This is a genomic window from Streptomyces sp. NPDC096310, assembly GCF_044763125.1.
GTDB lineage: Bacteria > Actinomycetota > Actinomycetes > Streptomycetales > Streptomycetaceae > Streptomyces.
In genome coordinates, this window is record NZ_JBIWFO010000017.1 from 64,931 (window position 1) to 87,146 (window position 22,216).

Annotated in this window: 18 protein-coding genes; 8 read left to right on the forward strand and 10 right to left on the reverse strand. The window is 71.9% G+C overall.

Annotated features, from left to right (window positions below; translation table 11 throughout):
* Window positions 1-41: 41 nt before the first annotated feature.
* Entirely contained in the window at window positions 42-695 is a 654-nt protein-coding gene (locus tag ACIQ7D_RS26600) for an MBL fold metallo-hydrolase (protein ID WP_403941546.1), read from the forward strand.
* Between the two features lie 97 nt (window positions 696-792).
* Here ACIQ7D_RS26600 and ACIQ7D_RS26605 read toward each other — a convergent pair whose 3' ends face one another.
* The 5 genes from ACIQ7D_RS26605 to ACIQ7D_RS26625 form a co-directional block, all read right to left on the reverse strand.
* A complete protein-coding gene (locus ACIQ7D_RS26605; RefSeq protein ID WP_403941548.1) occupies window positions 793-1,791 on the reverse strand; it encodes a TerC family protein in 999 nt (332 codons plus the stop codon).
* A 252-nt stretch (window positions 1,792-2,043) separates the two neighbouring features.
* Window positions 2,044-4,011 carry a TerD family protein gene (locus ACIQ7D_RS26610; RefSeq protein WP_403941686.1) on the reverse strand — a complete coding sequence of 656 codons (1,968 nt, stop codon included), beginning with the start codon at window positions 4,009-4,011 and terminating at the stop codon, window positions 2,044-2,046.
* A gap of 248 nt (window positions 4,012-4,259) precedes the next feature.
* Entirely contained in the window at window positions 4,260-4,826 is a 567-nt protein-coding gene (locus tag ACIQ7D_RS26615) for a TerD family protein (RefSeq protein WP_403941688.1), read from the reverse strand.
* Window positions 4,827-5,017: 191 nt separating this feature from the next.
* Window positions 5,018-7,141, reverse strand: coding sequence for an excinuclease ABC subunit UvrB (uvrB, locus tag ACIQ7D_RS26620; protein WP_403941550.1), 2,124 nt, complete (start codon window positions 7,139-7,141; stop codon window positions 5,018-5,020).
* Between the two features lie 86 nt (window positions 7,142-7,227).
* Complete coding sequence (locus tag ACIQ7D_RS26625; protein WP_403941551.1) at window positions 7,228-8,112, reverse strand: MHYT domain-containing protein; 885 nt, start codon at window positions 8,110-8,112, stop codon at window positions 7,228-7,230.
* A 303-nt stretch (window positions 8,113-8,415) separates the two neighbouring features.
* Between ACIQ7D_RS26625 and ACIQ7D_RS26630 the strand changes: the two genes are divergently transcribed.
* The 4 genes from ACIQ7D_RS26630 (at window position 8,416) to ACIQ7D_RS26645 (ending at window position 12,002) form a co-directional block, all read left to right on the forward strand.
* Complete coding sequence (locus ACIQ7D_RS26630) at window positions 8,416-9,303, forward strand: glycerophosphodiester phosphodiesterase (RefSeq protein ID WP_403941552.1); 888 nt, start codon at window positions 8,416-8,418, stop codon at window positions 9,301-9,303.
* Window positions 9,304-9,369: 66 nt separating this feature from the next.
* On the forward strand, window positions 9,370-9,924 hold the full coding sequence (locus tag ACIQ7D_RS26635) for a methylated-DNA--[protein]-cysteine S-methyltransferase (RefSeq protein WP_403941554.1): 555 nt from the start codon (window positions 9,370-9,372) through the stop codon (window positions 9,922-9,924).
* Window positions 9,925-10,062: 138 nt separating this feature from the next.
* Window positions 10,063-11,091: a pseudouridine-5'-phosphate glycosidase gene (locus ACIQ7D_RS26640; protein WP_403941556.1), complete on the forward strand. Its 1,029-nt coding sequence runs from the start codon at window positions 10,063-10,065 to the stop codon at window positions 11,089-11,091.
* Window positions 11,088-12,002, forward strand: a complete 915-nt coding sequence (locus ACIQ7D_RS26645; RefSeq protein ID WP_403941557.1) for a carbohydrate kinase family protein — start codon at window positions 11,088-11,090, stop codon at window positions 12,000-12,002. Before ACIQ7D_RS26640 ends, ACIQ7D_RS26645 begins: the two co-directional genes overlap by 4 nt.
* 68 nt (window positions 12,003-12,070) lie before the next feature.
* Here ACIQ7D_RS26645 and ACIQ7D_RS26650 read toward each other — a convergent pair whose 3' ends face one another.
* Together ACIQ7D_RS26650 and ACIQ7D_RS26655 are read right to left on the reverse strand one after the other, a co-directional pair.
* Complete coding sequence (locus tag ACIQ7D_RS26650) at window positions 12,071-12,715, reverse strand: uridine kinase (RefSeq protein ID WP_403941559.1); 645 nt, start codon at window positions 12,713-12,715, stop codon at window positions 12,071-12,073.
* A gap of 157 nt (window positions 12,716-12,872) precedes the next feature.
* Window positions 12,873-13,571 (reverse strand): winged helix-turn-helix transcriptional regulator, encoded by a 699-nt coding sequence (locus ACIQ7D_RS26655; RefSeq protein ID WP_403941561.1) that lies wholly within the window; start codon window positions 13,569-13,571, stop codon window positions 12,873-12,875.
* A 69-nt stretch (window positions 13,572-13,640) separates the two neighbouring features.
* Between ACIQ7D_RS26655 and ACIQ7D_RS26660 the strand changes: the two genes are divergently transcribed.
* Complete coding sequence (locus tag ACIQ7D_RS26660) at window positions 13,641-14,852, forward strand: pyridoxal phosphate-dependent aminotransferase (protein ID WP_403941562.1); 1,212 nt, start codon at window positions 13,641-13,643, stop codon at window positions 14,850-14,852.
* 502 nt (window positions 14,853-15,354) lie between these two features.
* On the opposite strand, the gene ACIQ7D_RS26665 is transcribed toward ACIQ7D_RS26660, so the two are convergent.
* Window positions 15,355-16,086 carry a hypothetical protein gene (locus ACIQ7D_RS26665; RefSeq protein ID WP_403941564.1) on the reverse strand — a complete coding sequence of 244 codons (732 nt, stop codon included), beginning with the start codon at window positions 16,084-16,086 and terminating at the stop codon, window positions 15,355-15,357.
* Between the two features lie 228 nt (window positions 16,087-16,314).
* Between ACIQ7D_RS26665 and ACIQ7D_RS26670 the strand changes: the two genes are divergently transcribed.
* Window positions 16,315-17,472 (forward strand): S1 family peptidase, encoded by a 1,158-nt coding sequence (locus ACIQ7D_RS26670; protein WP_403941566.1) that lies wholly within the window; start codon window positions 16,315-16,317, stop codon window positions 17,470-17,472.
* Window positions 17,473-17,738: 266 nt separating this feature from the next.
* Window positions 17,739-19,475: a translation initiation factor 2 gene (locus ACIQ7D_RS26675; RefSeq protein WP_403941568.1), complete on the forward strand. Its 1,737-nt coding sequence runs from the start codon at window positions 17,739-17,741 to the stop codon at window positions 19,473-19,475.
* Window positions 19,476-19,581: 106 nt separating this feature from the next.
* Here the strand turns inward: ACIQ7D_RS26675 and ACIQ7D_RS26680 are convergent, their stop codons facing one another.
* Together ACIQ7D_RS26680 and ACIQ7D_RS26685 are read right to left on the reverse strand one after the other, a co-directional pair.
* Window positions 19,582-21,744 (reverse strand): NB-ARC domain-containing protein, encoded by a 2,163-nt coding sequence (locus tag ACIQ7D_RS26680; protein WP_403941569.1) that lies wholly within the window; start codon window positions 21,742-21,744, stop codon window positions 19,582-19,584.
* A complete protein-coding gene (locus ACIQ7D_RS26685; protein ID WP_403941571.1) occupies window positions 21,741-22,202 on the reverse strand; it encodes a hypothetical protein in 462 nt (153 codons plus the stop codon). The genes ACIQ7D_RS26680 and ACIQ7D_RS26685 overlap by 4 nt, the downstream gene beginning before the upstream one ends.
* Window positions 22,203-22,216: the final 14 nt, after the last annotated feature.

A 22,216-nucleotide genomic window follows, 5' to 3' on the forward strand; every position in this document is an offset into this window, starting at 1 on the left:
CGGTGGTGATCCGGACCCTCCCGGGCCCTAATGTGATCCGTATGACATACAGCGGAACCGTGACGGTCGGTGGACCTGCGGACGTGCATGAGCTGCCCGCCCTGATGATCTCCAAGGTCGCCGTCGGGCCGATGGAGAACAACGCCTATCTGCTGCGCTGCCGGGCCACCGGCGAGCAGCTTCTGATCGACGCGGCCAATGACGCCGCGGTCCTGCTGACGCTGATCGGGGACGAGGGCATCGCCTCCGTCGTCACCACTCATCGGCACGGCGACCACTGGCAGGCCCTCGCCGAGGTCGTGGCGGCCACCGGGGCGCGGACATACGCGGGCCGGTACGACGCGGAGGGCATCCCCGTACCGACCGATGTGCTCGTCGACGACGGGGACACGGTCCGGGTCGGGGAGATCGCGCTCACCGCCGTCCACCTCGTGGGGCACACCCCGGGTTCGATCGCCCTCGTGTACGACGACCCGCACGGCCACGCGCATGTCTTCACCGGCGACTGTCTCTTCCCCGGCGGCCCCGGCCGGACCACGGACCCGGCGGACTTCACCTCGCTGATGGACGGCCTCGAAACGAAGATCTTCGGGAAGCTGGCCGACGAGACATGGATCTACCCCGGTCACGGCGCCGACTCCACCCTCGGCGCGGAGCGCCCGCATCTCGCGGAGTGGCGGGCACGGGGCTGGTAGCGCCCGGCACGGGGCGGACCACACCCGTAGGACGTGAGAAGCGGGGCGGGTGGACCGTGTGCCGGCCACCCGCCCCGCTGTCGCGCCGGAGCGCGGGTCAGGCTTCTATGCTGTCCTTCGCCTTGCCGTCGCCCGCCTCGGCCGCCTCGCGCTCCGCCTGCTTCTTGGAGGCGATGAGGCTGGTGATCGTGGTGATGACCAGGACACCGCAGATGACGCCCAGCGAGACCGGGATGGAGATCACAGGGACGTGCACCCCGGTCTCGTGCAGCGCGTGGAGCACGAGCTTCACACCGATGAAGCCCAGGATGACCGACAGGCCGTAGCTGAGGTGCACCAGCTTCTTCAGCAGTCCGCCGATGAGGAAGTAGAGCTGCCGCAGACCCATCAGGGCGAAGGCGTTGGCCGTGAAGACGATGTACGGGTCCTGGGTCAGGCCGAAGATCGCCGGGATGGAGTCCAGGGCGAACAGCACGTCGGTGGTGCCGATGGCGAGCATGACCACCATGAGCGGGGTCAGGATCCGCTTGCCGTTCTCACGGATGAAGAGCTTCGTGCCGTGGTAGCGGTCGGCGACACCGAAGCGCTGCTCGACCGACTTGAGGAGACGGTTCTCCTCGAACTCCTCCTCCTCGTCACCGGAGCGCGCCTCCTGGATGAGCTTCCAGGCGGTGTAGATCAGGAACGCGCCGAAGATGAAGAAGACCCACGAGAAGCTGGAGATGATCGCGGCGCCGGCCGCGATGAAGATCGCGCGGAGCACCAGCGCTATCAGCACACCGACGAGCAGCACACGCTGCTGGAGGTGTGAGGGCACCGAGAACTTCGCCATGATCAGGATGAAGACGAAGAGATTGTCGACACTGAGCGACTTCTCGGTGATGAACCCGGCGAAGAACTCGCCGGACGCCTGGGCCGAGCCGAACCACAGCAGGCCGAGACCGAACAACACGGCGAGGGCGATCCAGACGATCGTCCATATGCCGGCTTCCTTCGTCGACACGTCATGGGGCTTGCGCCCGATGAAGAAGTCGACGGCGATGAGGGCGCTGAGACCAAGAATGGTCAGCACCCACAGGTTCAAGGAGACGTCCACTGTTCCTCCGGCTTCGTACGGCTACTGATCAGCGTCGTCGCTGCCGGAGGTCTCCTCCACCCGGGCGGCACTGCCGCTCCACGGGCCGACGCCCCGGGACCGATGGCGGTCCGTATTGACGGGCACGTCGCGATGTGGGAGTACTCCCCTCCGCTGCCAGGAACAGTACAGGAAAACCCAAAGAAAGGTAAAGAGCGATCCAAGTGATCTTCAAGTGTGCTGCTCGGAGCCCTTTCCCGGGCTAAGTGCCGCTCAGCGTTCTCCCGTCCGCCGGGCCTCCGCGACCCGGTCCAGCACCCGGCGCAGCACCTCACCGCCCGGCGGGACCACCGGGGGCTCGTACGTCCAGGCGTGGCCCACCCAGGGGTCGGCCAGATGGTCGTCGGGTACGGGGGTGATCCGGAGCAGTGAGCGCCAGAGCGGGTCGAGCACCGGTCCGTACGCGCTCGCGTCCTCGCGGTCCGCGACCATCAGCAGATGTACGCCGACCGCCGGGCCCTCGTCGGCGAGGTAGCGGAGCTGGGTGAGCGCGCGGTCGTCGAAGCCGTGCGGGAAGTCGTTGACGATCAGTAGCTGCTCGGCGGTGTCCAGGTCCGGCGGCAGCGACTCGGCGGCGCCGCCGCGCACCGCCATCTGGACGAGGTCCACCCGCTGGGTGAGGCGGGCGAGGACGGCGGCCACTCCCCCGGCACCGGCGGCGGGCGGGCGGTCGAGCGCGCCGGACGCGACCAGCGGGGCGAGCGGGCCGGCGGCGGAACCGGCCGGGTCGATCACCTGGACGGTGAACTCGCCGGGCGGATGGACCGCGAGGAGCCGGGCGGCGAGGGCGACCGCCGTGTCGACGGCCGCCCGGCGGAGCCGCGCCTCGTCCGTCATCAGGGCAGCGTCGGAGCCGGCCCGGCCGCTGTCGATCCACAGTCCGCGCTCCAGCGGGAGCCGTACGAGCATCGGGATCCGCAGATCCGGTCGCTCGGGCAGATGGACGTCACCGAGGCGCAGCGCCATCGGGATCTCCATCGGGACGCGGTAGGCGTGCCAGACGGGGCTGTCCCAGCGGGCGTACGCGGGCGGCAGCGCGGGCTCGACCACCTCGGACTCCGCGACGAGCTGAGTGAGGTCGCGGTCGAGAACCTCGCGGGCCTGGGCGGCGAGCCGGTCGTGCCGGGCGCGGGCCTCGGCGCGGGCGGCGTCGCCCGCGCCGCCGACGCGGTTGCGGGGGTCGGAGAGGACACGGTCCAGCTCCTGGTCCATCCGGGACTCGGCGAAGTCCATGGCGCTGCGGTAGGCGGCGACGGTGCGGGCCAGGTCCTCGAACATCCCCCAGACCTGGTTGTAGAGCCGCTCGTCCATGGACCAGCCCGTGGCGTCACCGGCGACCGGGCGGGGCGGCTGTCCGGGCGGCGTGGGGGGTGCGGCGGGCGGCGGGGTGGGCGGCGCGGCGGTCACGCGGCCGGGGTGCGTGTAGTTGACCGCGCCGGCGGCGCCTCCCGCACCCGCTGCCGTACCCGGCGTCGTACCGGTTGCCGTGGCGGGTGCGGCGGCCGGGTCGGCGGGGAGCGGCTGCGGGGCGGCGGACGGCTGCCGGCCGTCGGCCCTGGCGGCGTCTCCCCTGACCGCGGCGTCCTGCGCGCCGGTCGCCCCGGTCAGGGGGGCCTGTACGGCGCCGGCGAGATGCCGGGCCACGGCCTCCTGGACGGCCGCGGCGAAGCTCGCGGCCTGGGGCAGGCCCTGGTCGGCGAGGAGTTCCGCGAGGCCCCCGGCGTATCCCTGGCCGACGGCCCGTACCTTCCAGGCGCCCTGCCTGCGGTACAGCTCCAGCGCCACCACGGCGGACTCGGTGTCCAGGCCGGTGAGGGTGAAGCTGGCGATCTCGGTGCCGTCGGTGGCGGTGACGGCGGCGAAGGGCGCGGCCGTGGCGCCGAACCGGTCGGGGCCGCCGCCCCCCTCGGGGAGCGCGAGCAGCACATGCACGAGATGAGTCTGCTCGGGCAGGGCGCCCAGATCGACGTGGTAGCGCAGCGAGGCGGCGGCCTGGCGGGACACCTCGATGCCGGGGAGGCGGGGCGAGCCGGGGTGGACGATCCACTCGGGGCCGCGTACGGCGCCCTGGGCGTCGGCCAGCGTGGCGCAGGCCAGCACCGGGGCGCCGGCCGTCACCCGGATCTCCAGTCGGGTGTGGGGCAGGGGGTGGTTCTGCCCCCGGACCAGCTCGGCCGTCATCGCCTCTGTCCCCTCGTCAATCACGCGTCGTTCTTGAGATGTGGGTGGTACGGGTGCGGCGTTCGGGCGCGCTCCTCGGGTACGGGGTCCGGGCGCGCGGGCCCGGACACGGGACCCGGGCGCCGGTCCCCGGGCGCGAGACCCCGGGCGCGCTCCCGGTGATGCCGGGGCGGCGGCGCGGCCCCCGGCGGCCCGGGCGTGGCCCGGCCTCCGGGAGCCGCGGGTACGTCCGCTGTCCTCCGCCGTGGTTACAGGTGCGGCAGGATCGACGGCATCAGGTCCTGGAACGTACGGCCGTTGGCCGGGTTGCCGAGGGCCGTCATCTGCCAGCCGGCGCCGGCCCGGTGGACCTTCGCCATGATCTGGGCGGTGTACTGCCCGCCGCCGTCGAGCGTGTAGCGCGCCAGTTCCTGGCCGTTGGTCTCGTCGACAATGCGGCAGAAGGCGTTCTGCACCTCCTGGAACGTCTGGCCGGTGAAGGAGTTCACCGTGAAGACGATCTGGTCGATATGGACCGGCACCCGCGCCAGATCGACGAGGATCGCCTCGTCGTCACCGCCCTGTCCCGCGCCACCGACCAGGTTGTCCCCGGTGTGCCGGACCGAGCCGTCGTCGCTGACCAGGTGACGGAAGAAGACGACGTCGACCGGCTGCTTGTCGGCGAAGAGCACCGCCGAGGCGTCCAGGTCGATCTCGCGCGTACGGGAGCCGAACAGGCCGCGGCGCGGCGCGGCCTGCCAGCCGAGCCCCATACGCACCGCGGTCAGCGAGCCGCCGCCCTTCTTCTCCAGGCTGATGGCCTGTCCCTTGGTCAGATTGACCCCAGGGCCCCCCGGCGCGCCGCCCTTGGATACGTCCACCACGCGCTGTCCCCTCTCGAATGGTTTCCCCCGCAACCGTCCGTGTGCGGTTACGCGTACGCGGCACCCTACGCAGTCGCGCGGACGGCGCAGGAGGCTTGGACCGTTTTTGTGTCGGTCTTGCAACACACCAGGTGTCCGGCGTGTCAGGCCAGCCCCGCCTCTCTCATCTGCCGCAGTTCCTTCTTCAGTTCGCCCACTTCGTCGCGGAGCCGGGCGGCGATCTCGAACTGCAGCTCGGCCGCGGCGGCCCGCATCCGCTCGGTCATGTCCTCGATGATCCCGGCGAGTTCGGCGGCGGGCCGGTCGGTGACCACCGCGCCGGTGGTCCGCCCGCTCCTCGCCGGCTGCGCGCCGAGCGAGGGGACCGGTGTGGTCTTCGCCTTGCCGTCCTTGGTCTGCCGGTACCCCGTGCCGAGCAGGGCTTCGGTGTCGACCTCCTCGCGCGCGATGGTCGCCACGATGTCGTTGATCTTCTTGCGGAGCGGCTGCGGGTCGATACCGCGTTCGGTGTTGTACGCGGTCTGCTTCTCCCGGCGGCGGTTCGTCTCGTCGATGGCCTTCTCCATCGCCGGGGTGATCTTGTCCGCGTACATGTGGACCTGGCCGGAGACGTTGCGCGCGGCGCGGCCGATGGTCTGGATGAGGGAGGTGCCGGAGCGCAGGAAGCCCTGCTTGTCGGCGTCGAGGATCGCCACGAGGGAGACCTCCGGCAGGTCGAGGCCCTCCCGCAGCAGGTTGATGCCAACGAGGACGTCGTACTCCCCGGCGCGCAGTTCGCGCAGCAGCTCGACGCGGCGGAGCGTGTCCACGTCGCTGTGCAGATACCGCACCTGGATGCCCAGCTCCAGGAAGTAGTCGGTGAGGTCCTCCGCCATCTTCTTGGTGAGGGTGGTCACCAGGACGCGCTCGTCCTTCGCGGTGCGCTCGCGGATCTCGTGCACCAGGTCGTCGATCTGGCCTTCGGTGGGCTTGACGACGACCTCGGGGTCGACGAGCCCGGTGGGGCGGATGATCTGTTCGACGAACCCGTCGGAGCGGGACAGCTCGTACGCCCCGGGTGTGGCCGAGAGGTAGACGGTCTGGCCGATCCGCTCCTGGAACTCCTCCCACTTCAGCGGCCGGTTGTCGAGTGCGGAGGGCAGCCGGAACCCGTGGTCGACCAGGGTGCGCTTGCGGGACGCGTCGCCCTCGTACATCGCGCCGATCTGCGGGACGGTGACATGCGACTCGTCGATGACCAGCAGGAAGTCCTCGGGGAAGTAGTCGAGGAGGGTGTTGGGCGCACTGCCGGGGGACCGGTCGTCGAAGTGCATCGAGTAGTTCTCGATACCGGAGCAGGAGCCGATCTGGCGCATCATCTCGATGTCGTACGTCGTCCGCATCCGCAGGCGCTGGGACTCCAGGAGCTTGCCCTGCTTGTCCAGCTCCGCCAGGCGCGCCTCCAGCTCCCGCTCGATGCCGTTGACCGCCTTCTCCATGCGCTCGGGTCCCGCGACATAGTGGCTCGCCGGGAAGATGTACAGCTCCTGGTCGTCGCTGATGACCTCGCCGGTGAGCGGGTGCAGCGTGGAGAGCGCCTCGATCTCGTCGCCGAACATCTCGATGCGGACGGCCAGCTCCTCGTAGACCGGGAAGATCTCGATGGTGTCGCCGCGGACGCGGAAGGTGCCCCGGGTGAACGCCAGGTCGTTGCGCGTGTACTGGATGTCGACGAAGCGGCGCAGGAGCTGGTCACGGTCCAGCTCCTCGCCGACCTTCAGCGGCACCATCCGGTCCACGTACTCCTGGGGCGTACCGAGGCCGTAGATGCAGGAGACCGAGGCGACCACGACCACGTCGCGCCGGGTGAGCAGGGAGTTCGTCGCCGAGTGCCGCAGCCGCTCGACCTCCTCGTTGATCGAGGAGTCCTTCTCGATGTAGGTGTCCGACTGCGGGACGTACGCCTCGGGCTGGTAGTAGTCGTAGTACGAGACGAAGTACTCGACGGCGTTGTTGGGCAGCAGCTCACGGAACTCGTTGGCGAGCTGGGCGGCGAGCGTCTTGTTCGGCGCCATCACCAGGGTGGGACGCTGAAGCTTCTCGATCATCCAGGCGGTGGTCGCCGACTTTCCCGTGCCGGTCGCGCCGAGCAGGACGACGTCCTCCTCCCCCGCGCGCACACGCCGCTCCAGGTCGGCGATGGCCGTGGGCTGGTCGCCACTGGGCTGGTAGGAGCTGACGACCTCGAAAGGCGCCACCGTACGTTCGATCTTGGAAACGGGCCGCATGAATCCACCGTACGACCCCGCACTGACAGTGGGGTCCCGAGCGGCTCCCGGGGCGGCGCCGGATCAGGCGCCCGACGGGTCCTGGATCACCAGTCGTGGACGTCCGGAGGGCTGCGGCGCGGGGAGCGGGCGGCGGTCCTGGCGGCCGGGTCACGGTAGGCCGGGCGCGGCCGGATGCGCTGCGTCGGCACCCCGGAGTGTCCGCACGGACCCGCCCCGGAGCCCGTGGGCCGCTCCCTGCCGCCGGTCAGCAGCAGCGGGTCGACGACCACCGCGACGCCCGCCAGCAGCAGGAAGACCGCCGGGCCGATCAGCATCGGGACGAGCAGTTCGGCGGCCCGCTCGCCGGTCCCCGCGGCCGTCTCCTCCAGGTGGACATGGACGGCGGCCATCGCCGTGTAGTGCATACCGGTCGACGCGGCGCCCATGACGAGGCTGGCGGCCAGGCTGGCCAGGAACCCCCGGCGCGAGACGACGACCCAGAGGGCGCCGGTGGCGGCGGTGACGGCGATCAGCACGGAGAGGGCGACCGTCGTGGTGTCGTAATCGATGCTCCCGCCGTCGAGCCGCAGCCCCGCCATGCCGAGGTAGTGCATGGTGGCGATGCCCAGGCCGGTGATGGTCCCGCCGGTGAGCAGGGCCATCGGGGTCGACGCGCGATAGCCCACGATGAAGATCCCGATGCCGACCATGAGGATGCCCACCACCAGGCTGGCGAAGGTCGTCAGCCGGTCGTAGCCGACCGGCGCCTCCGCGACGACGAACCCCGTCATCGCGATGAAGTGCATGGTCCATACACCGGAGCCGATCGAGGCGGCGCCGAGCGCCAGCCCGCCCGGTTTCCAGGCGCGCCGGGTCCGCAGGCATCTCATGGTGCAGCGCAGGCCCAGCGCCGAGCCGAGGCAGGCCATGAGAAAGGCCGCCACGGGTGTGACGAGACCGTAGCTGAATCCATCGATGGTGCCCTGCATGGTGGTTTGCCCTTCGCCCCTTGTGCTCACTGTACGGATGCGCTGGTTTCGGGAGGGTAGGACGGTCGGCCTTGGATTCAAACAGGTACTCGGCGATTTATCGACAGAGGTCGTCCCGGACCCGTGTATCCACAACTCCCGGACAGTTCTCCCCCGGCGTGTCTTCACGATGCCACCTCATGCTGTGACTTCATGTTGTGGCCAGCCTTCGCCTGTCTCCCGTTGGCCGAAGGGTGTCACCCTCGGGCGGACCGTTCCACCGCACGCCCCCTTCACGACCACCTCACGACGCGAGGAGTCCACGTGTACGCACGCACCTCAGTCACCACGGCCGCCGCACTGCTCGGGGTCTCGGCACTGATCCTCCCGGGCACCGCCACGGCCGCCACCGCCACCGCGGAGCCGGCGGCGCGGTGCGGGAGCCCGCTCGTGATCGCGCACCGCGGCGCCTCCGCCTACGCGCCGGAGAACACCCTCCCGGCCGTCGACGCGGCCGGGGCGCTGGGCATCGACTGGGTGGAGAACGACGTCCAGCGGACCAAGGACGGCCGGCTCGTCGTGATCCACGACGACAGCCTCCCGCGCACCACGGACGTGGAGCAGGTCTTCCCGGACCGGGCGCCCTGGAAGGTCAAGGACTTCACCGCCGCGGAGATCGCCCGGCTGGACGCGGGAAGCTGGTTCGGCGAGCGGTGGGCGGGCACCCGCGTACCGACGCTGGAGCAGTATCTGCGCGCGGTCGAGGCCAACCAGCAGAAGCTGCTCCTGGAGATCAAGTCCCCCGAGCTGTATCCGGGCATCGAGAAGGACATTCTGCGGGTGCTGCGCCAGGAAGGCTGGCTGGACCGGACGCACGTCAGCAAGAAGCTGGTGATCCAGAGCTTCAGCGCGGACAGCGTCCGCACCGTGCACCAGGGGCGCCCCGACATCACGACGGGCTTCCTCGGCACACCCCCGGTGGCCGAACTGCCGTCGTACGCGGCGTTCACGGACCAGATCAACCCGGCGTACACCTCGCTGACCGGGGAGTACGTGGCGACGGTGCACCGTCTGAAGGGCCCGCACGGCAAGCCGCTGACCGTGAGCACCTGGACCGTCAACGACGCGGCGGGCGCGGTACGGGTCAGGGACCTCGGCGTGGACGGCATCATCACCAACAACCCCGACGTGGTGCGGGACGCGGTCGGCTGACCCGGGCCCGGCTCCCGTCGCCGCCGGCGAGGAGCGTTGTCAGTGGCGGCCCGTACCGTGGTCCCCATGAACGAGTACGGGCGGTCGCAGGGTTCGCCGGTGGAGTGGAGCGTCGTCGAGAGCGCCATCGGGCCGCTGCTGCTGGCCGCGACGGACCGGGGGCTGGTGCGCGTCGTCTTCCACGCGGAGCCGCGCGTACGGGAGAAGGCGCTCACCCAGCTCAGGGACCACCTGGGCGCCGAGCCGGTCGAGTCCGCCTCCGGCCTGCTGACGGGCGCGATACGCGAGCTGGCGGCGTACTTCGCGGGTGAGCTGCGGGAGTTCGGCCTGCCGCTGGACTGGACGCTCTCCTCCGGCTTCAACCGCCAGGTGCTGCGTGAACTGGCGACGGGTGTCCCGTACGGCACGGTGGTCGGCTACGGAGATCTGGCCGGCCGGGTGGGGCAGCCCATGGCCGCGCAGGCCGTCGGCGTGGCGATGGGCTCCAACCCGCTGCCGGTGGTCGTGCCGTGCCACCGCGTGGTGGAGAGCCACGGCGGGCTGGGCGGCTTCGGCGGCGGGCTGGAGACGAAGCGGCGGCTGCTGGCCCTGGAGGGAGTGCTTCCGGAGCCGCTGTTCTAGGGTCTCTCGTTCGGATCTTGCTGGGCTCGCCTGCCCTGGCACCGCGACCGGACGGAGGGGGATGTTTCCGGCCGTCGGCGCCGCCGGCGGGCGTGCGGGCACGTTTGCGTGAGCCCCCCGGGTGCCAGGGATGGGGACATGCCCGACACAGCAGGCACCACATCGCAGCTCTCCCCCGAGGTACGGGAGGCGCTGGCCACGGGCCGCCCCGTGGTCGCCCTGGAATCGACGATCATCGCGCACGGTCTGCCGCGGCCCCGGAACCTGGCCGTCGCAGAGGAGCTGGAAGGACTCGTACGCTCCGGCGGCGCCGTCCCCGCGACCGTGGCCGTCCTGGACGGCCGGCCCCATGTCGGCCTGGACCGGGACCAGTTACGGCGGATCGCCCGGGACGGCTCCGTACGGAAGCTGGGCCACCGCGATCTGGCGCCCGCGATCGCGGCGGGCGCCAGCGGGGCGACGACCGTGTCCGCCACCGCGTTTCTCGCCGCGCGCGCCGGGATCCGGGTCTTCGCGACGGGCGGCCTGGGCGGGGTGCATCGCGGCTGGACCGAGACCCAGGACGAGTCGGCCGATCTGCGGCTGCTGGCCAGGACCCGGATCACGGTGGTCTGCGCGGGGGTCAAGTCGATCCTGGACGTCCCGGCGACCCTCCAGCGCCTGGAGACGCTGGGGGTCTCTCTCCTCGGCTACGGGACGGAACGTTTCCCCGGCTTCTACCTGTCCTCCTCGGGCGAGCCCGTCGACTGGACGGTGCGGACGCCCGAACAGGTCGCCGCGGTGATGGGCGCGCAGGACGCGCTGGGCGGCCCGGAGACCGCGCTCATCGTGGCCAACCCCGTCGCGGAGGCGGACCAGCTCGATCCCGAGCTGCACGACCGGGTGCTCGCCGAGGCGCTCGCCACGTGCGCGGAGCGGGGCATCGGCGGCCAGGCCGTCACCCCGTTCCTGCTGGACCTGCTGGCGCGGCGCACCTCGGGCGCCTCGCTGGAGGCCAATCTCGCGGCCGTACGCGGCACGGTGCGGCTCGCCACGCGGATCGCCGGGGCGTGGACGGCCACGGCGGCGCCCACCACGCCCGGGCGTCCACCGGCAGGGGACCCAGCAGCCGGGCATCCGCCGGCAGACGATCACGGAGCCGCCGGGCGCGGGGAAGGCGACAGGTGACGGCCCGTCACGATCGCCCGGGGACGGGGCTGCTGGTGATCGGTGACGTGGTCACCGATGTCGTGGCGCGGTACGGCACCCCGCTGGCCCACGGGACCGACACCGCCGCCGAGATCCGTACGCTGCCGGGCGGCTCCGGGGCGAACGCCGCCTGCTGGGCCGCGCACACCGGCTGCGCGGATGTCCGGCTGCTGGCCGGGGTGGGTGCGGACGCCCGCGACTGGCACGCGCAACGGCTGCGGCGCGCGGGGGTACGGGCCCGCCTCGTCGTCGACGCACGGGCGCCGACGGCCACGGTCGTCTGTCTGGTCGACGCGACCGCCGAGCGCACCCTGCTCACCGACAGCGGCGCCGCGCTGCGCCTGCCGCCCGCCGCCTGGTCGCCGGATCTGCTCGACGGGGTCGGCCGGCTCCATCTCTCCGGCTATCTCTTCTTCGCCGACACGAGCCGGCCGCTGGCTCTCGCCGCGCTGGGCTCGGCGCTGGAGCGCGGCGTTCCGGTGAGTGTGGACCCCGCCTCCGCGGGTTTTCTCAAGGAGCTGGGGGCGGATCGTTTCCTCGCGGCGGTCGAGGGCGCCGAGACGCTGCTCCCCAACGCGGACGAGGCCCGGCTGCTCACCGGTCTGCCGCACCCGGCTGACGCGGCGGCCGAACTGAGCAGGCGGGTACCGGTCGTGGTGGTGACGCTGGGCGGCGACGGGGCGCTCGTGGCCGAGCGGGGCACGGTGACGGCCAGGGTCCCGGCGTTCCCGGCACGAGCCGTGGACTCGACGGGCGCGGGGGACTCCTTCACCGGCGCCTTCCTGGCGGCACGCCTCGGCGGGGCGGACCCGGCGCGGGCGGCGGAGGCCGGCTGCCGGGCGGGCGCCCGGGCGGTGGAGATCCCGGGCGGCCGACCGGGCACGGAGTGAACAGCTCGGGAGCCGAGCAGCGGCGGGGTGAGGCTGAGGAGTTGGCCGAGCAGCGGGAGGTGCGCCGGTCAGGCGGGGCCCAGGCCGCTCCACGCCGGGTGGCGTGGGTCGTCGGCCCGTACGACCACATCGGCGCTCGCGGCCGGGTCCACCTCCGTCTCGTACCGCTCGAAGGCGGGGAGCGTCCAGCGCTCGTCCGGTTCCGTACGGCGCCGGAGCGCCCCCGGTGACAGCCGTAGATGCACCGTCAGGTCGAACGGGAACCAGTGCCCCAGCAGCAGGGGCCCGTGCACCACCAGCACCCCGCCCGGGGCGAGTTCGCGGCGCGGGGAGCGGGTCGCCCGGTCGGTGGCCGGGTCCCAGAGGTCGGTCAGGACCAGCCCCGTGCCGCCCGGGTCCAGGGGGCCGAGCACCTCGCGCCAGAGGGCACCGGTGTCGAACCATCCGCTGTAGTACGTGTCGGGGTCCTCGCGCCCGTACTCGTACCGCAGCGACGCCGGGCGCAGAAAGCCACCGGCGCCGACGACCAGCACCGAACGGCCGCGTACGCGCAGCGCCTGGGCGAGCGCGGCGGCCGGCCGGTCCGGGCGGGCGGCCGGGGCGCCGTCGAAGGCGACACGCAGCCAGGGGCCGCCGTCGGCCGCCGAGGTCTCCAGCAGCCGGTCGGCGACGGCCTCGGTCAGCCGTTCCCAGGTGATCGCTTCGAGTCGCACCGGTCCATCATCGTCCAGCGTCCGGGGAAGCGGAGCGGCACGAGGTTGACGTGGGGCGCGCCCGCCCTTGGCTGTCCCCACCCGGCCCGCGCACCCACCCGGCCCGCGCACCCACTCGGCCCGCGCACCCCACCCGGCCCGCGCACCCGGCCGTACCTCACTCGCCCCGCAGGACCTTCGCGAGCGTTCCCTCCCCCGCCACCGCGATCCGTCCGTCCCGCACCCCGTCCGCGACCGTCAGCACGCCCGCGCCGAGCGCCCGGCAGGTGTCGGAGTCCAGGGTCAGACAGGCGTCAGGACCGGGCGCGGGGCCGTCGCCGTACGCCGGCCGAGCGGCGTCCCGTACCGCTCCGTCCGCTCCGTCCGTTCCCTCTCCCCCGAGCCGCAGGTGGAACACGCCCTCGTCGAGCCGGACTTCCACCACCCCCTCGGCCCCCGGCGCGCCGCACGGCCCCGACAGCGCCCGCAGCAGCGGTACCGCGAACCAGTGGGCCCGTACCGCGTCCGTGGGGCGGCGCTCCTCCAGCGCCGGAGCGCCCCATTCCGCCAACGCGGTGAGGACGGGCAGCAGCCCCCGTCCGCGCTCCGTCAGTTCGTAGACATACGCGGCGGCCGGCGGGGGCAGCCTGCGCCGCGTGGCCAGTTCGTCGCGCTCCATGTCCTTCAGCCGGGACGCGAGCACATCCGTGCTGACGCCCGGCAGATCCGCGTGCAGATCGGTGTAGCGGCGCGGCCCCGCCAGCAGTTCACGGACGATCAGCAGAGTCCATCGGTCGCCCACGGCATCGAGGGCGCGGGCGGCGGCACAGTACTGGTCATAGCTTCGGCGACGTGGCATGCGACGCAGTCTAGACATGTCGTTGGACTTTCCAAGCTCACACTTGGTAAAACCAAGTATCGCACTCAAGGTCGGGGAGGCCACCGCATGGAATTCCGGCAGTCGAGCAAGCTCAGTGAGGTCTGCTACGAGATCCGCGGCCCGGTGATCGAACATGCCGACGCGCTGGAGGAGGCGGGCCACAGCGTGCTGCGCCTCAACACGGGCAACCCCGCGCTCTTCGGGTTCGAGGCACCGGACGAGATCCTGCAGGACATGATCCGGATGCTGCCGCAGGCGCACGGCTACACGGACTCGCGGGGCATCCTCTCCGCCCGCCGCGCCGTGGTCCAGCGCTACCAGGCCCTCGGGCTGAACGATGTCACGGTCGATGACATCTTCCTCGGCAACGGCGTCTCGGAGCTGGTCTCCATGGCCGTACAGGCGCTGCTGGAGAACGGCGACGAAGTCCTGATCCCCGCCCCCGACTTCCCGCTCTGGACCGCTGTCACCACCCTCGCGGGCGGGCGGCCGGTGCACTATCTCTGCGACGAGTCGGCGGAGTGGTACCCGGATCTGGACGACATGGCCTCGAAGATCACCGACCGCACCAAGGCCGTGGTGATCATCAACCCCAACAACCCGACCGGCGCGGTCTATCCGCGGGAGATCGTCGAGGGTATCCTCGATCTCGCCCGCCGTCATCAGCTCATGGTGTTCGCCGACGAGATCTACGACCAGATCGTCTACGACGACGCGGTCCACCACACCGCCGCCTCCCTCGCCCCCGACCTGGTCGTCCTCACCTTCAGCGGGCTCTCGAAGACGTACCGTGTGGCCGGTTTCCGCTCCGGGTGGCTCCTTGTCACCGGTCCGAAGCAGCACGCGCGCAGCTATCTCGAAGGGCTCACGATGCTCGCCTCGATGCGCCTGTGCCCCAACGCGCCCGCCCAGTACGCCATTCAGGCCGCACTGGGCGGCCGGCAGTCCATCAAGGAGCTGACCGCGCCGGGAGGCAGGCTGTACGAGCAGCGCGACCGCGCATGGGAGAAGCTCAACGAGATCCCCGGCGTGTCGTGCGTCAGGCCGAAGGGCGCGCTGTACGCCTTCCCCCGGCTCGACCCCAAGGTGCACAAGATCCACGACGACGAGCGGTTCGTCCTGGACCTGCTGCTGCGCGAGAAGATCCAGGTCGTGCAGGGGACGGGCTTCAACTGGCCGCGCCCCGACCACTTCCGGATCCTCACCCTCCCGTACGCCGACGATCTCGACGCGGCCATCAGCCGTATCGGACGCTTCCTGGGCGGATACCGCCAGTAGCCGGCCGAAGGAACAGCCCCGGAAAGCCGAAGGAGCGGCCGCGGAAAAAGGAGCGGACCCGGGGGCGTAGCCAACCTCCCGGGCCCTGAGATGCCACCCATTGGCACGCCGGCTCGTTTAAGAACCCAGGTCATTCATGAAGTCGCCGCGTCCTGCCTTTGGACCACCGCGCATCGAGCTGCGCAGGCCGGAGTCGAACCGGCATTTCGACGTCCGGGGCCTGGGCCCGTTCGATCCGGCGATCGGCGGCGAATGCTGAGTCTGGAGCAATAGTCTGAGATTGATCGCGGTCTGCCTCTGCCCGTTGGGCTACCGCGGCCCGTCCATCCGTACGGATGTGCCGCGGGGAGGACTCGAACCTCCACTGGAACCGCGCCGTCACGACAAGCCTCAGTTTCAGCTTGCGCTCCTCGCGCACCCCGGCACACACCGGAACAGGGCTCAAGCCCTGCCCCGACGGCCGGGGAATCATGGGGAACTGCTCTGTTCCACCCGAGCGAGACTACCCGAACAGGTAGCCGAAGACAGCGTCACCCACCCGCTCGTCGGTGACCTCGGCGCTGTTCGCCTCCTCGCGGGCGAACTTCACCGCCTGCTGAAGCTTCTCGACCCGGTCGAGCAGTTCGTTGACCCGGCGGGCCGGCAGCGCGCCACTGAATTTCACCGTGGTCCAGTAACCGACGGGAATGTCCTCGTAGTACACCTCGACCTGCGCCGGATGCTTCTCCGTGGCCTCCGCCTTCACATGGTTGCGCGGCACCTTCTTCGTACGGAGGGTGCGTACCGCCTCCGTCTTCCACGCGTCGGTGGACGGGTCCTGGCTCCAGGACTCCGCCGCGTCCAGCACCGGCAGTTTGCGTACGAAGGTGTTGAGGTCGGTGAGCTGCTTCTCCAGGAAGAGCAGGTACGCCACCGGCACGTCACTCACCAGCACCCGTCCCTCGACGGTGACATCGGCGCGGGCCGTGCAGTTCGCCCAGTCCTTCGTCGCGGTCACGTCGAACAGGCGCGTCAGGGTCCTCGCGGTCTCGCGCAGGACGTCCTCGGCCTTGACCTGGACCCGGGTGGACTCGGGCGGAAGCTGCTCGCCCTCCTCGTCCTTCGCCTGGTACGTACGGGAGATCCCGGCCAGCAGCGCCGGCTTCTGGAGTCCGTGATGGGCCGCCGTCAGGTCCTGGTGGGCCTTGGACTTGACGCCCTTTTCGACCGCGATTATCTGATTGAGTTTCGCCACGCCGTCGACCCTAACAAGCCAACAACCCACGCTCGAAGGATTAAACGATCGCACCTGGGGACACCGGGGGAGGCAGAGAGCGGCGGAACGGCTCCCGGACGCACGCGCCACCCTTGGTATGGACCTGTCACGCATCCCTCGGTTACGCTCCGCCTGGCATCGCCTGGAAGCGCTCTCAGGCGCTGCTGTTCCACCCCCACGCTGCTGGAACACAGAAGGGCAATTCCCTTGAGACGTACGACAGTTGTACGCACCGGGCTCTCCGCACTCCTCCTCCTCGGCACCTGGGCGACCGCCGGGATCGCCCCCGCGGCCGCCGCCCCCGCCGCGGGCTCCGACACCAAGGCCCCCGCCTCCGCGGGCATGCTCACGGCGATGCAGCAGGACCTCGGCCTGACGAAGAGCGAGGCCGTGGCCCGGCTGGCCGCGGAGAAGACCGCGACCGCCGTGGAGGGGAAGGCCGTGCGCGCGGCGGGATCCTCGTACGGCGGCTCCTGGTTCAACGCCGACAGCAACACCCTGACGGTCGCCGTCACCGACGCCGCCAAGGCCGACGCGATCCGGGCGACCGGTGCGACCGTACGCGTGGTGAAGCACAGCGCGCGCCAGCTCGACACGGCCAAGGCGAAGATCGACGCGCTCGCCGACTCCGCCCCCGACGGCGTCGCCAGTTGGGGAGTCGACGCGCAGACCAACCAGGTCGTGGTGAACGTCGTCGCCGACCGACGGAACGACAGCGCGGTCCGCGCCTTCGTGGCCCGTGCCCAGCAGGCCGGCCCCGTCACCGTCGACAGGACGGCCGAGGCGCCCAGCACCACCGCCGCGGGCACCGTCGGCGGCGACCCCTACTACACCGGCAACGTCCGGTGTTCCATCGGCTTCTCGGTGCACGGCGGCTTTGTCACCGCCGGCCACTGCGGCTCGACCGGCGGCCAGGTCCGTGGCTGGGACAACTCGTACATCGGCAACTTCCAGGGCTCGACCTTCCCCGGCAACGACTACGCCTGGGTGAACGTCGGCAGCGGCTGGTGGACCGTCCCCGTCGTCCTCGGCTGGGGCACCGTCTCCGACCAGCTGGTCCGCGGCTCCAACGAGGCCCCGGTCGGCGCCTCCATCTGCCGCTCCGGCTCCACGACCCACTGGCGTTGCGGCACGCTCCAGGGCAAGAACATCACCGTCAACTACTCCCAGGGCCCGGTCTACTCGATGACGCAGACCAGCGCCTGCGCCGAGGGCGGTGACTCCGGCGGCTCGTTCATCAGCGGCGACCAGGCCCAGGGCGTCACCTCGGGCGCCTCGGGCAACTGCACCAGCGGCGGCCAGAGCTTCTACCAGCCGATCAACCCCATCCTGAGCCGTTACGGCCTCACCCTCCACACCGCCTGACATTCTTCGTGGCGCGCGTGACCGGCTGACGGAAGCCTGTCGCACGGACCGGGCCGGGAAACCGACCCGGCCCCCGGGCGGCAGGCTTTCCGGCGTGCTCTCGCACTACGGGTGAGGCGCCGGAGGTAGAGTCTGCGACCATGCCGTCGTGCCGTCCCGGGCCCGGGGACCCCTCGCAGACCCCGGGAAGCGCCGTATCCACACGTTCCGCACAGAGCGCCGACGGCGGGGGTACGGCACCGGCGCTGCGGACCGTTCTGTACGCCGTGCGCTCCGCCACCGCGCTCAACCGGCTGCTCGACACGCTCCCCGCCTTCGCGGGGGACCACCGTGTCCGCCCGGTCTTCACGCTTGTCCCCGGCTCCGACTTCAGTACGGACGCGCTCGCCGCGCTCGACGGGGCGGGCGCCCGGACGATTCCCTGGTCCGAGGCCGTACGCGGCGGACACGACCTCGTGGTGGCGGCGAGCCCCAACGGACCGCTGCACGAGCTGCCAGGACCGCTGGTGCTGCTGCCGCACGGCGCCGGGTTCAACAAGCGGCTCCCCCACACCTCGACGGACGACTCTGCGTCCGGACTCCACACACGGCAGCTCCTGCGCGGCGGCACCCCGCTCGCCGCTCTGCACGCCCTCGCGCACCCCGACCAGTTGGCCCGGCTCGCCCGTGAGGCACCGGCCGCGGCGCGCCGGGCCGCCGTGGTCGGGGATCCGACGCTGGACCGGTTCCTCGCGTCCCGCACCCTCCGGGAGCGGTACCGGGACGCGCTCGGCACCGGCGGCAGGCGGCTGGTCGCCGTGGTGTCGACGTGGGGGCCCGAGTCGCTGCTCGCGCGCCGGCCGGGGCTGCTCCGGCGGCTGACCGCCGAACTGCCGTACGACGCCTACCAGGTGGCCCTCGTCCTGCACCCCAATGTCCACAGCAGGCTGGGCGGGTTCACCCTGCGGCAGCGGTTGGCGCCGGCGCTCGCCGCCGGGCTGCTGGTGGCGCGGCCCCACGAGGAGTGGGCCGCCGTGCTCAGCGCCGCGGACTGCGTACTGACCGACCACGGCTCGTCCGCTCTCTACCCCGCCGCCCTGGACCTGCCCCTGATCGGCTGTTACGACGGCGGTACGGAGCTGCTGGCGGCCAGCCCGATGGCCGGGCTGCTCGCCCGGGTACCGCGGCTGGCGCCGGACGAACCGCCGGCCGCGGTGATCGACGCGGCCGTCACAGGCCACCGTACGGGGGACACGGGGGCTTTGGCCGCTGCCGCCTTCGACCAGCGGGAACGTTCGCTGGAACACCTCCGTGCCCGCTGCTACCCCCTCCTCGGCCTGGAACCGCTCCCCGGCCGTATCCGCCCCCGCCCGCTGTCCGTGCCCCGGATCACGGCGCAGCGGCCGAGCGCGCTCGCGGTGCGGGTCGACGTACGGGGGAGCGTGGTGTCCGTGGCCCGGCATCCGCTGGACAGCGGGCCGCACGACGGTCATGTGGCCGCGGAGGACGGGGTGTCCACGCTCGACGAGATGCGCGGCGCCGGGCTCGTCCACCGGCGCGCGCGGGCCGCGACGCCGGACGCCGACCGTATGCGCGACAGTGAGTGGGCGGCGGACACCGTGTGGACGGCGAACACGGTATGGAGGGCGGACACGGTGTGGACCGCGGGCGGCTGGACGGCCCATGCTCTGGAGGAGCATCCCGCGTGCCGGACCGCGGCGGCCGTCCTGGCCCACGACCGCTGCGTCCTGCTCCGCCGCGAACCGGCCGTTCCCGGGGCGCTTTCCGGGGGCGGGCCCTCCGGGCCGCTCGCGGTGCGGATCACTGCGGACACCTCGCGGGGCGAGCCCTGGGTACGGCCCGACCCCGCGGCCGTGCTCTCCTGCGTGCACGGCTGGCTGGAGGCGAACCCGGGCGCCGCCTCCGCCGCCCTGCCGGTGACCCTCGACTGCGTGGTGGGCGGCCGACGGGCCACCGCCCTGCTGACCCGGGCGACGGACGAGGACACCCGCGCCGAGCTGTGACCGCCGCACCCGGCCTCGGGGGCACGGCCTCAGGTCGCGGTGCCAGGGTCCGCCTCAGGGCCCGGCGCCAGGTCGCGGCCTCGGGGCGCGGTGCCAGGTCGCGGCCTCAGGTCGCGGTACCAGGACCCGCCTCGGGGCCCGGCTCCGCGCCCGCCCGGACGCGGAGTTCCCGCGCCCTGCTCCGGTGTTCCTCCGCCGTCTCCCGGTCGCCGGCCCCGGCCGCGAGCGCGGCCAGCTCTTCGTGCAGCACGGCCTGGTCGTACGTGGACTCCCGCCGCCGCTCCTGGCCCAGCGCCTCCTCGTACGCGGCGACCGCCTTCTCGGGACGGCCCGCGTCCCGGAACGTACGGCCCAGCTCGGCCGCCGTCCGGCCGATCATGCGCGCGTTGTCCTGCTCCCGCGCCAGGCCGAGCGCGGTCTCCAGCTCCGCCCCGGCCTCGGCCGACCGGCCGGCGGCCCGCAGCGTCCGGCCGAGCAGAAAGCTCTGGAGCAGCACACCGTAGGGGTTGGGTTCGGAGAGCGCTTCATGGAGGGCACGCGACCGCTCGAAGTACGGCACGGCCTCGTCGGGCCTCCCCCGCGCCGCGAGGAACTTGCCCCGGAACTCCAGCGCGGAGGCATGCAGTCTGGTACCGGGCACGACCGATTCCGCCGACCGCAGCGCCTGGCCCGTCTCCGCGTCGGCCTCCTCGTCACGGCCCGCCTTCCAGAGCGCCTGCGCGAGCTGGCAGCGCATCCGGATCAGCGCCTCGGCGGCCTCGGCCGACCCCTCGCGCTGCGCGGCGTCCCGGCCCGTCCTGAAGGCGCGGATCGCGTCCGTGTGGTTGTGGTGGTCCTCGTAGTGCTTCCACAACGGCTCGCAGAGGGACCAGGCGTGTGTGTCCTCCCCCAGGTCGCTCGCGGTCCCTACAAGTCCGTACAGGGCCTTGCGTTCCGTGTCGAGCCAGGACCGGGCCGCCGCCTCGCTCGCGAACGGTACGTCGGGGGCGTACGCAAGCGCGGGGACGGGCTCGGCCACGCGCAACCTCTTGGGAGCGATCACCCGGTCGGCCCGTTCCGCCTGTCTGCGGTACCAGACCACGAGCCGGCGCAGGCCCTCCTCCGTCTCGGCCGGATCGCCGTGCCGGTCCGCGCGGCGTACGGCGTGGGCGCGCAGAAGGTCGTGCAGCCGCTTCCTGCCGGGGCGCGGGGAGTCCGCCAGCAGGCCCGCGTTGGCCAGGAGGTCGAGCGCGTCCTCCGCGTCGTCACGCCCGGTGCCGAGCAGGGCCATGGCGGCTACGAGCGTGATGTCGTAGCCGGAGTACCGCGGCAGGAGGCGGTAGAGCCGCTGGGCGGCGGCCACGTCCAGCGCGTCGTAGGCGGCGTTCCAGACGGCTTCGACCACGGACAGCCCGTTCTCGTGGAGGGCGGCCGTGAGGTCCGCGACGATGCGCTCCACCCGTCTGCCGGGGTGCTCGCGCAGGAGTCCGCCCGCGGTGTGCAGGGCGATGGGAAAGCCCGCGCAGAGCTGTTCGAGCCGGCTGACCATCTGCGGGGAGACCTGACGCCCGGTGCTCCGGACGTACTCGGAGAGGACGTCGAGGGCGGGCTCCCGCCGCAGCGGCTCCAGCGCCAGACCGACCGTCCTGGGCCCCTCCAGCGCGTGCAGCCGCCGCCGGCCCGCGACCAGGACCACCGAGTGCGCCGAGACCGGCAGCAGGGTGGTGATCTCGTCGGCGGACCACACGTTGTCGAGGACGAGCACCATACGGGCCCCGCCGGTCACCGTCCTGTACAGGCCGACCAGGTCGCGGTATCCCGCCGGCAGCCAGCCCTCCCGTACCCCGAGCCGGCGGAGCAGATGCTTCAGTACGGCCTCGGCGTCGACCGCACCGGCTGTGCGCCATTCGTCCAGATCGACATAGGCGGACCAGTCGAACCGGCTCTTCAGCTCATGGGCGAGATGGATGGCCAGGGCGGTCTTGCCGATGCCGCTGATCCCGCTGAGCGTGACGATCAGGGGGTGTACGGGACCGGAGGGCTCGTCGCGCTCAAGTGCCCGCAGGACATCGCCGGATTCGGTGTCCCTGTTCTTGAACGCCGCCTCTCCCAGAGGGAGCTGATGCCCTCTCGGCACGGGGGTCGGGAGCGGCCCGCCGGCCTCCTCCCCGCCGTGGAAGTGGAAATGCTGCGACGTGTAGCTGCCGAGCTCGCGCGCCTGGACGACGGGGCCGTACTGCGTACCGCCGTTGACGCTGTTCCCCCAGTTGCCTCCCCCGTCACCCGTCACGGCGCGCCGCCCCGTCCGCCGGAACCGAAGGGCCGGCCGCCGATGGTGCCGATCCTGTCGACCATGCCGGCCTGGATGACCGGCTCGTGATACGTGCCGCCGCTGATCTCGTTGTGAATATCCCGGGCCTGCTGGGAGGCGACGCCCGGGGACAACTCATCGAGCAGTACACGCAGTTCGGCCGCCGCCTCCGGGTCCGCGCGCAGGGTACGGCGCAGTCGGCCGCGCCATTCCGCGTGGAGGTCGTCGACGGCTTCCGTGTCGTCCTCCCGCCGGGCCGCGGTCAGTTCGGCACGCGCGGTGTCCAGATCGCTGCCGACGGAATCCGCGGATCCCCAGCCCCGCGCGGCGAGGAATCCGGCCACCCGGGCGCGGGCGCCGCTCCAGCCGTCCGTCGCCATCTGCTGGATGAGTGCCGTCGCGCCTGCCGTCGCCAGTGCCACCAACTCGGCTTCCACCGATCCCCCTTCAA

Excerpts from the sequence above, each read along its gene's own strand:
- ACIQ7D_RS26600 (WP_403941546.1), top strand. The coding sequence starts at position 42 with ATGACATACAGCGGAACCGTGACGGTCGGTGGACCTGCGGACGTGCAT.
- ACIQ7D_RS26610 (WP_403941686.1), bottom strand. The coding sequence starts at position 4,011 with ATGACGGCCGAGCTGGTCCGGGGGCAGAACCACCCCCTGCCCCACACC.
- uvrB (WP_403941550.1), bottom strand. The coding sequence starts at position 7,141 with ATGCGGCCCGTTTCCAAGATCGAACGTACGGTGGCGCCTTTCGAGGTC.
- ACIQ7D_RS26625 (WP_403941551.1), bottom strand. The coding sequence starts at position 8,112 with ATGCAGGGCACCATCGATGGATTCAGCTACGGTCTCGTCACACCCGTG.
- ACIQ7D_RS26635 (WP_403941554.1), top strand. The coding sequence starts at position 9,370 with ATGAACGAGTACGGGCGGTCGCAGGGTTCGCCGGTGGAGTGGAGCGTC.
- ACIQ7D_RS26640 (WP_403941556.1), top strand. The coding sequence starts at position 10,063 with ATGCCCGACACAGCAGGCACCACATCGCAGCTCTCCCCCGAGGTACGG.
- ACIQ7D_RS26655 (WP_403941561.1), bottom strand. The coding sequence starts at position 13,571 with ATGTCTAGACTGCGTCGCATGCCACGTCGCCGAAGCTATGACCAGTAC.
- ACIQ7D_RS26660 (WP_403941562.1), top strand. The coding sequence starts at position 13,641 with ATGGAATTCCGGCAGTCGAGCAAGCTCAGTGAGGTCTGCTACGAGATC.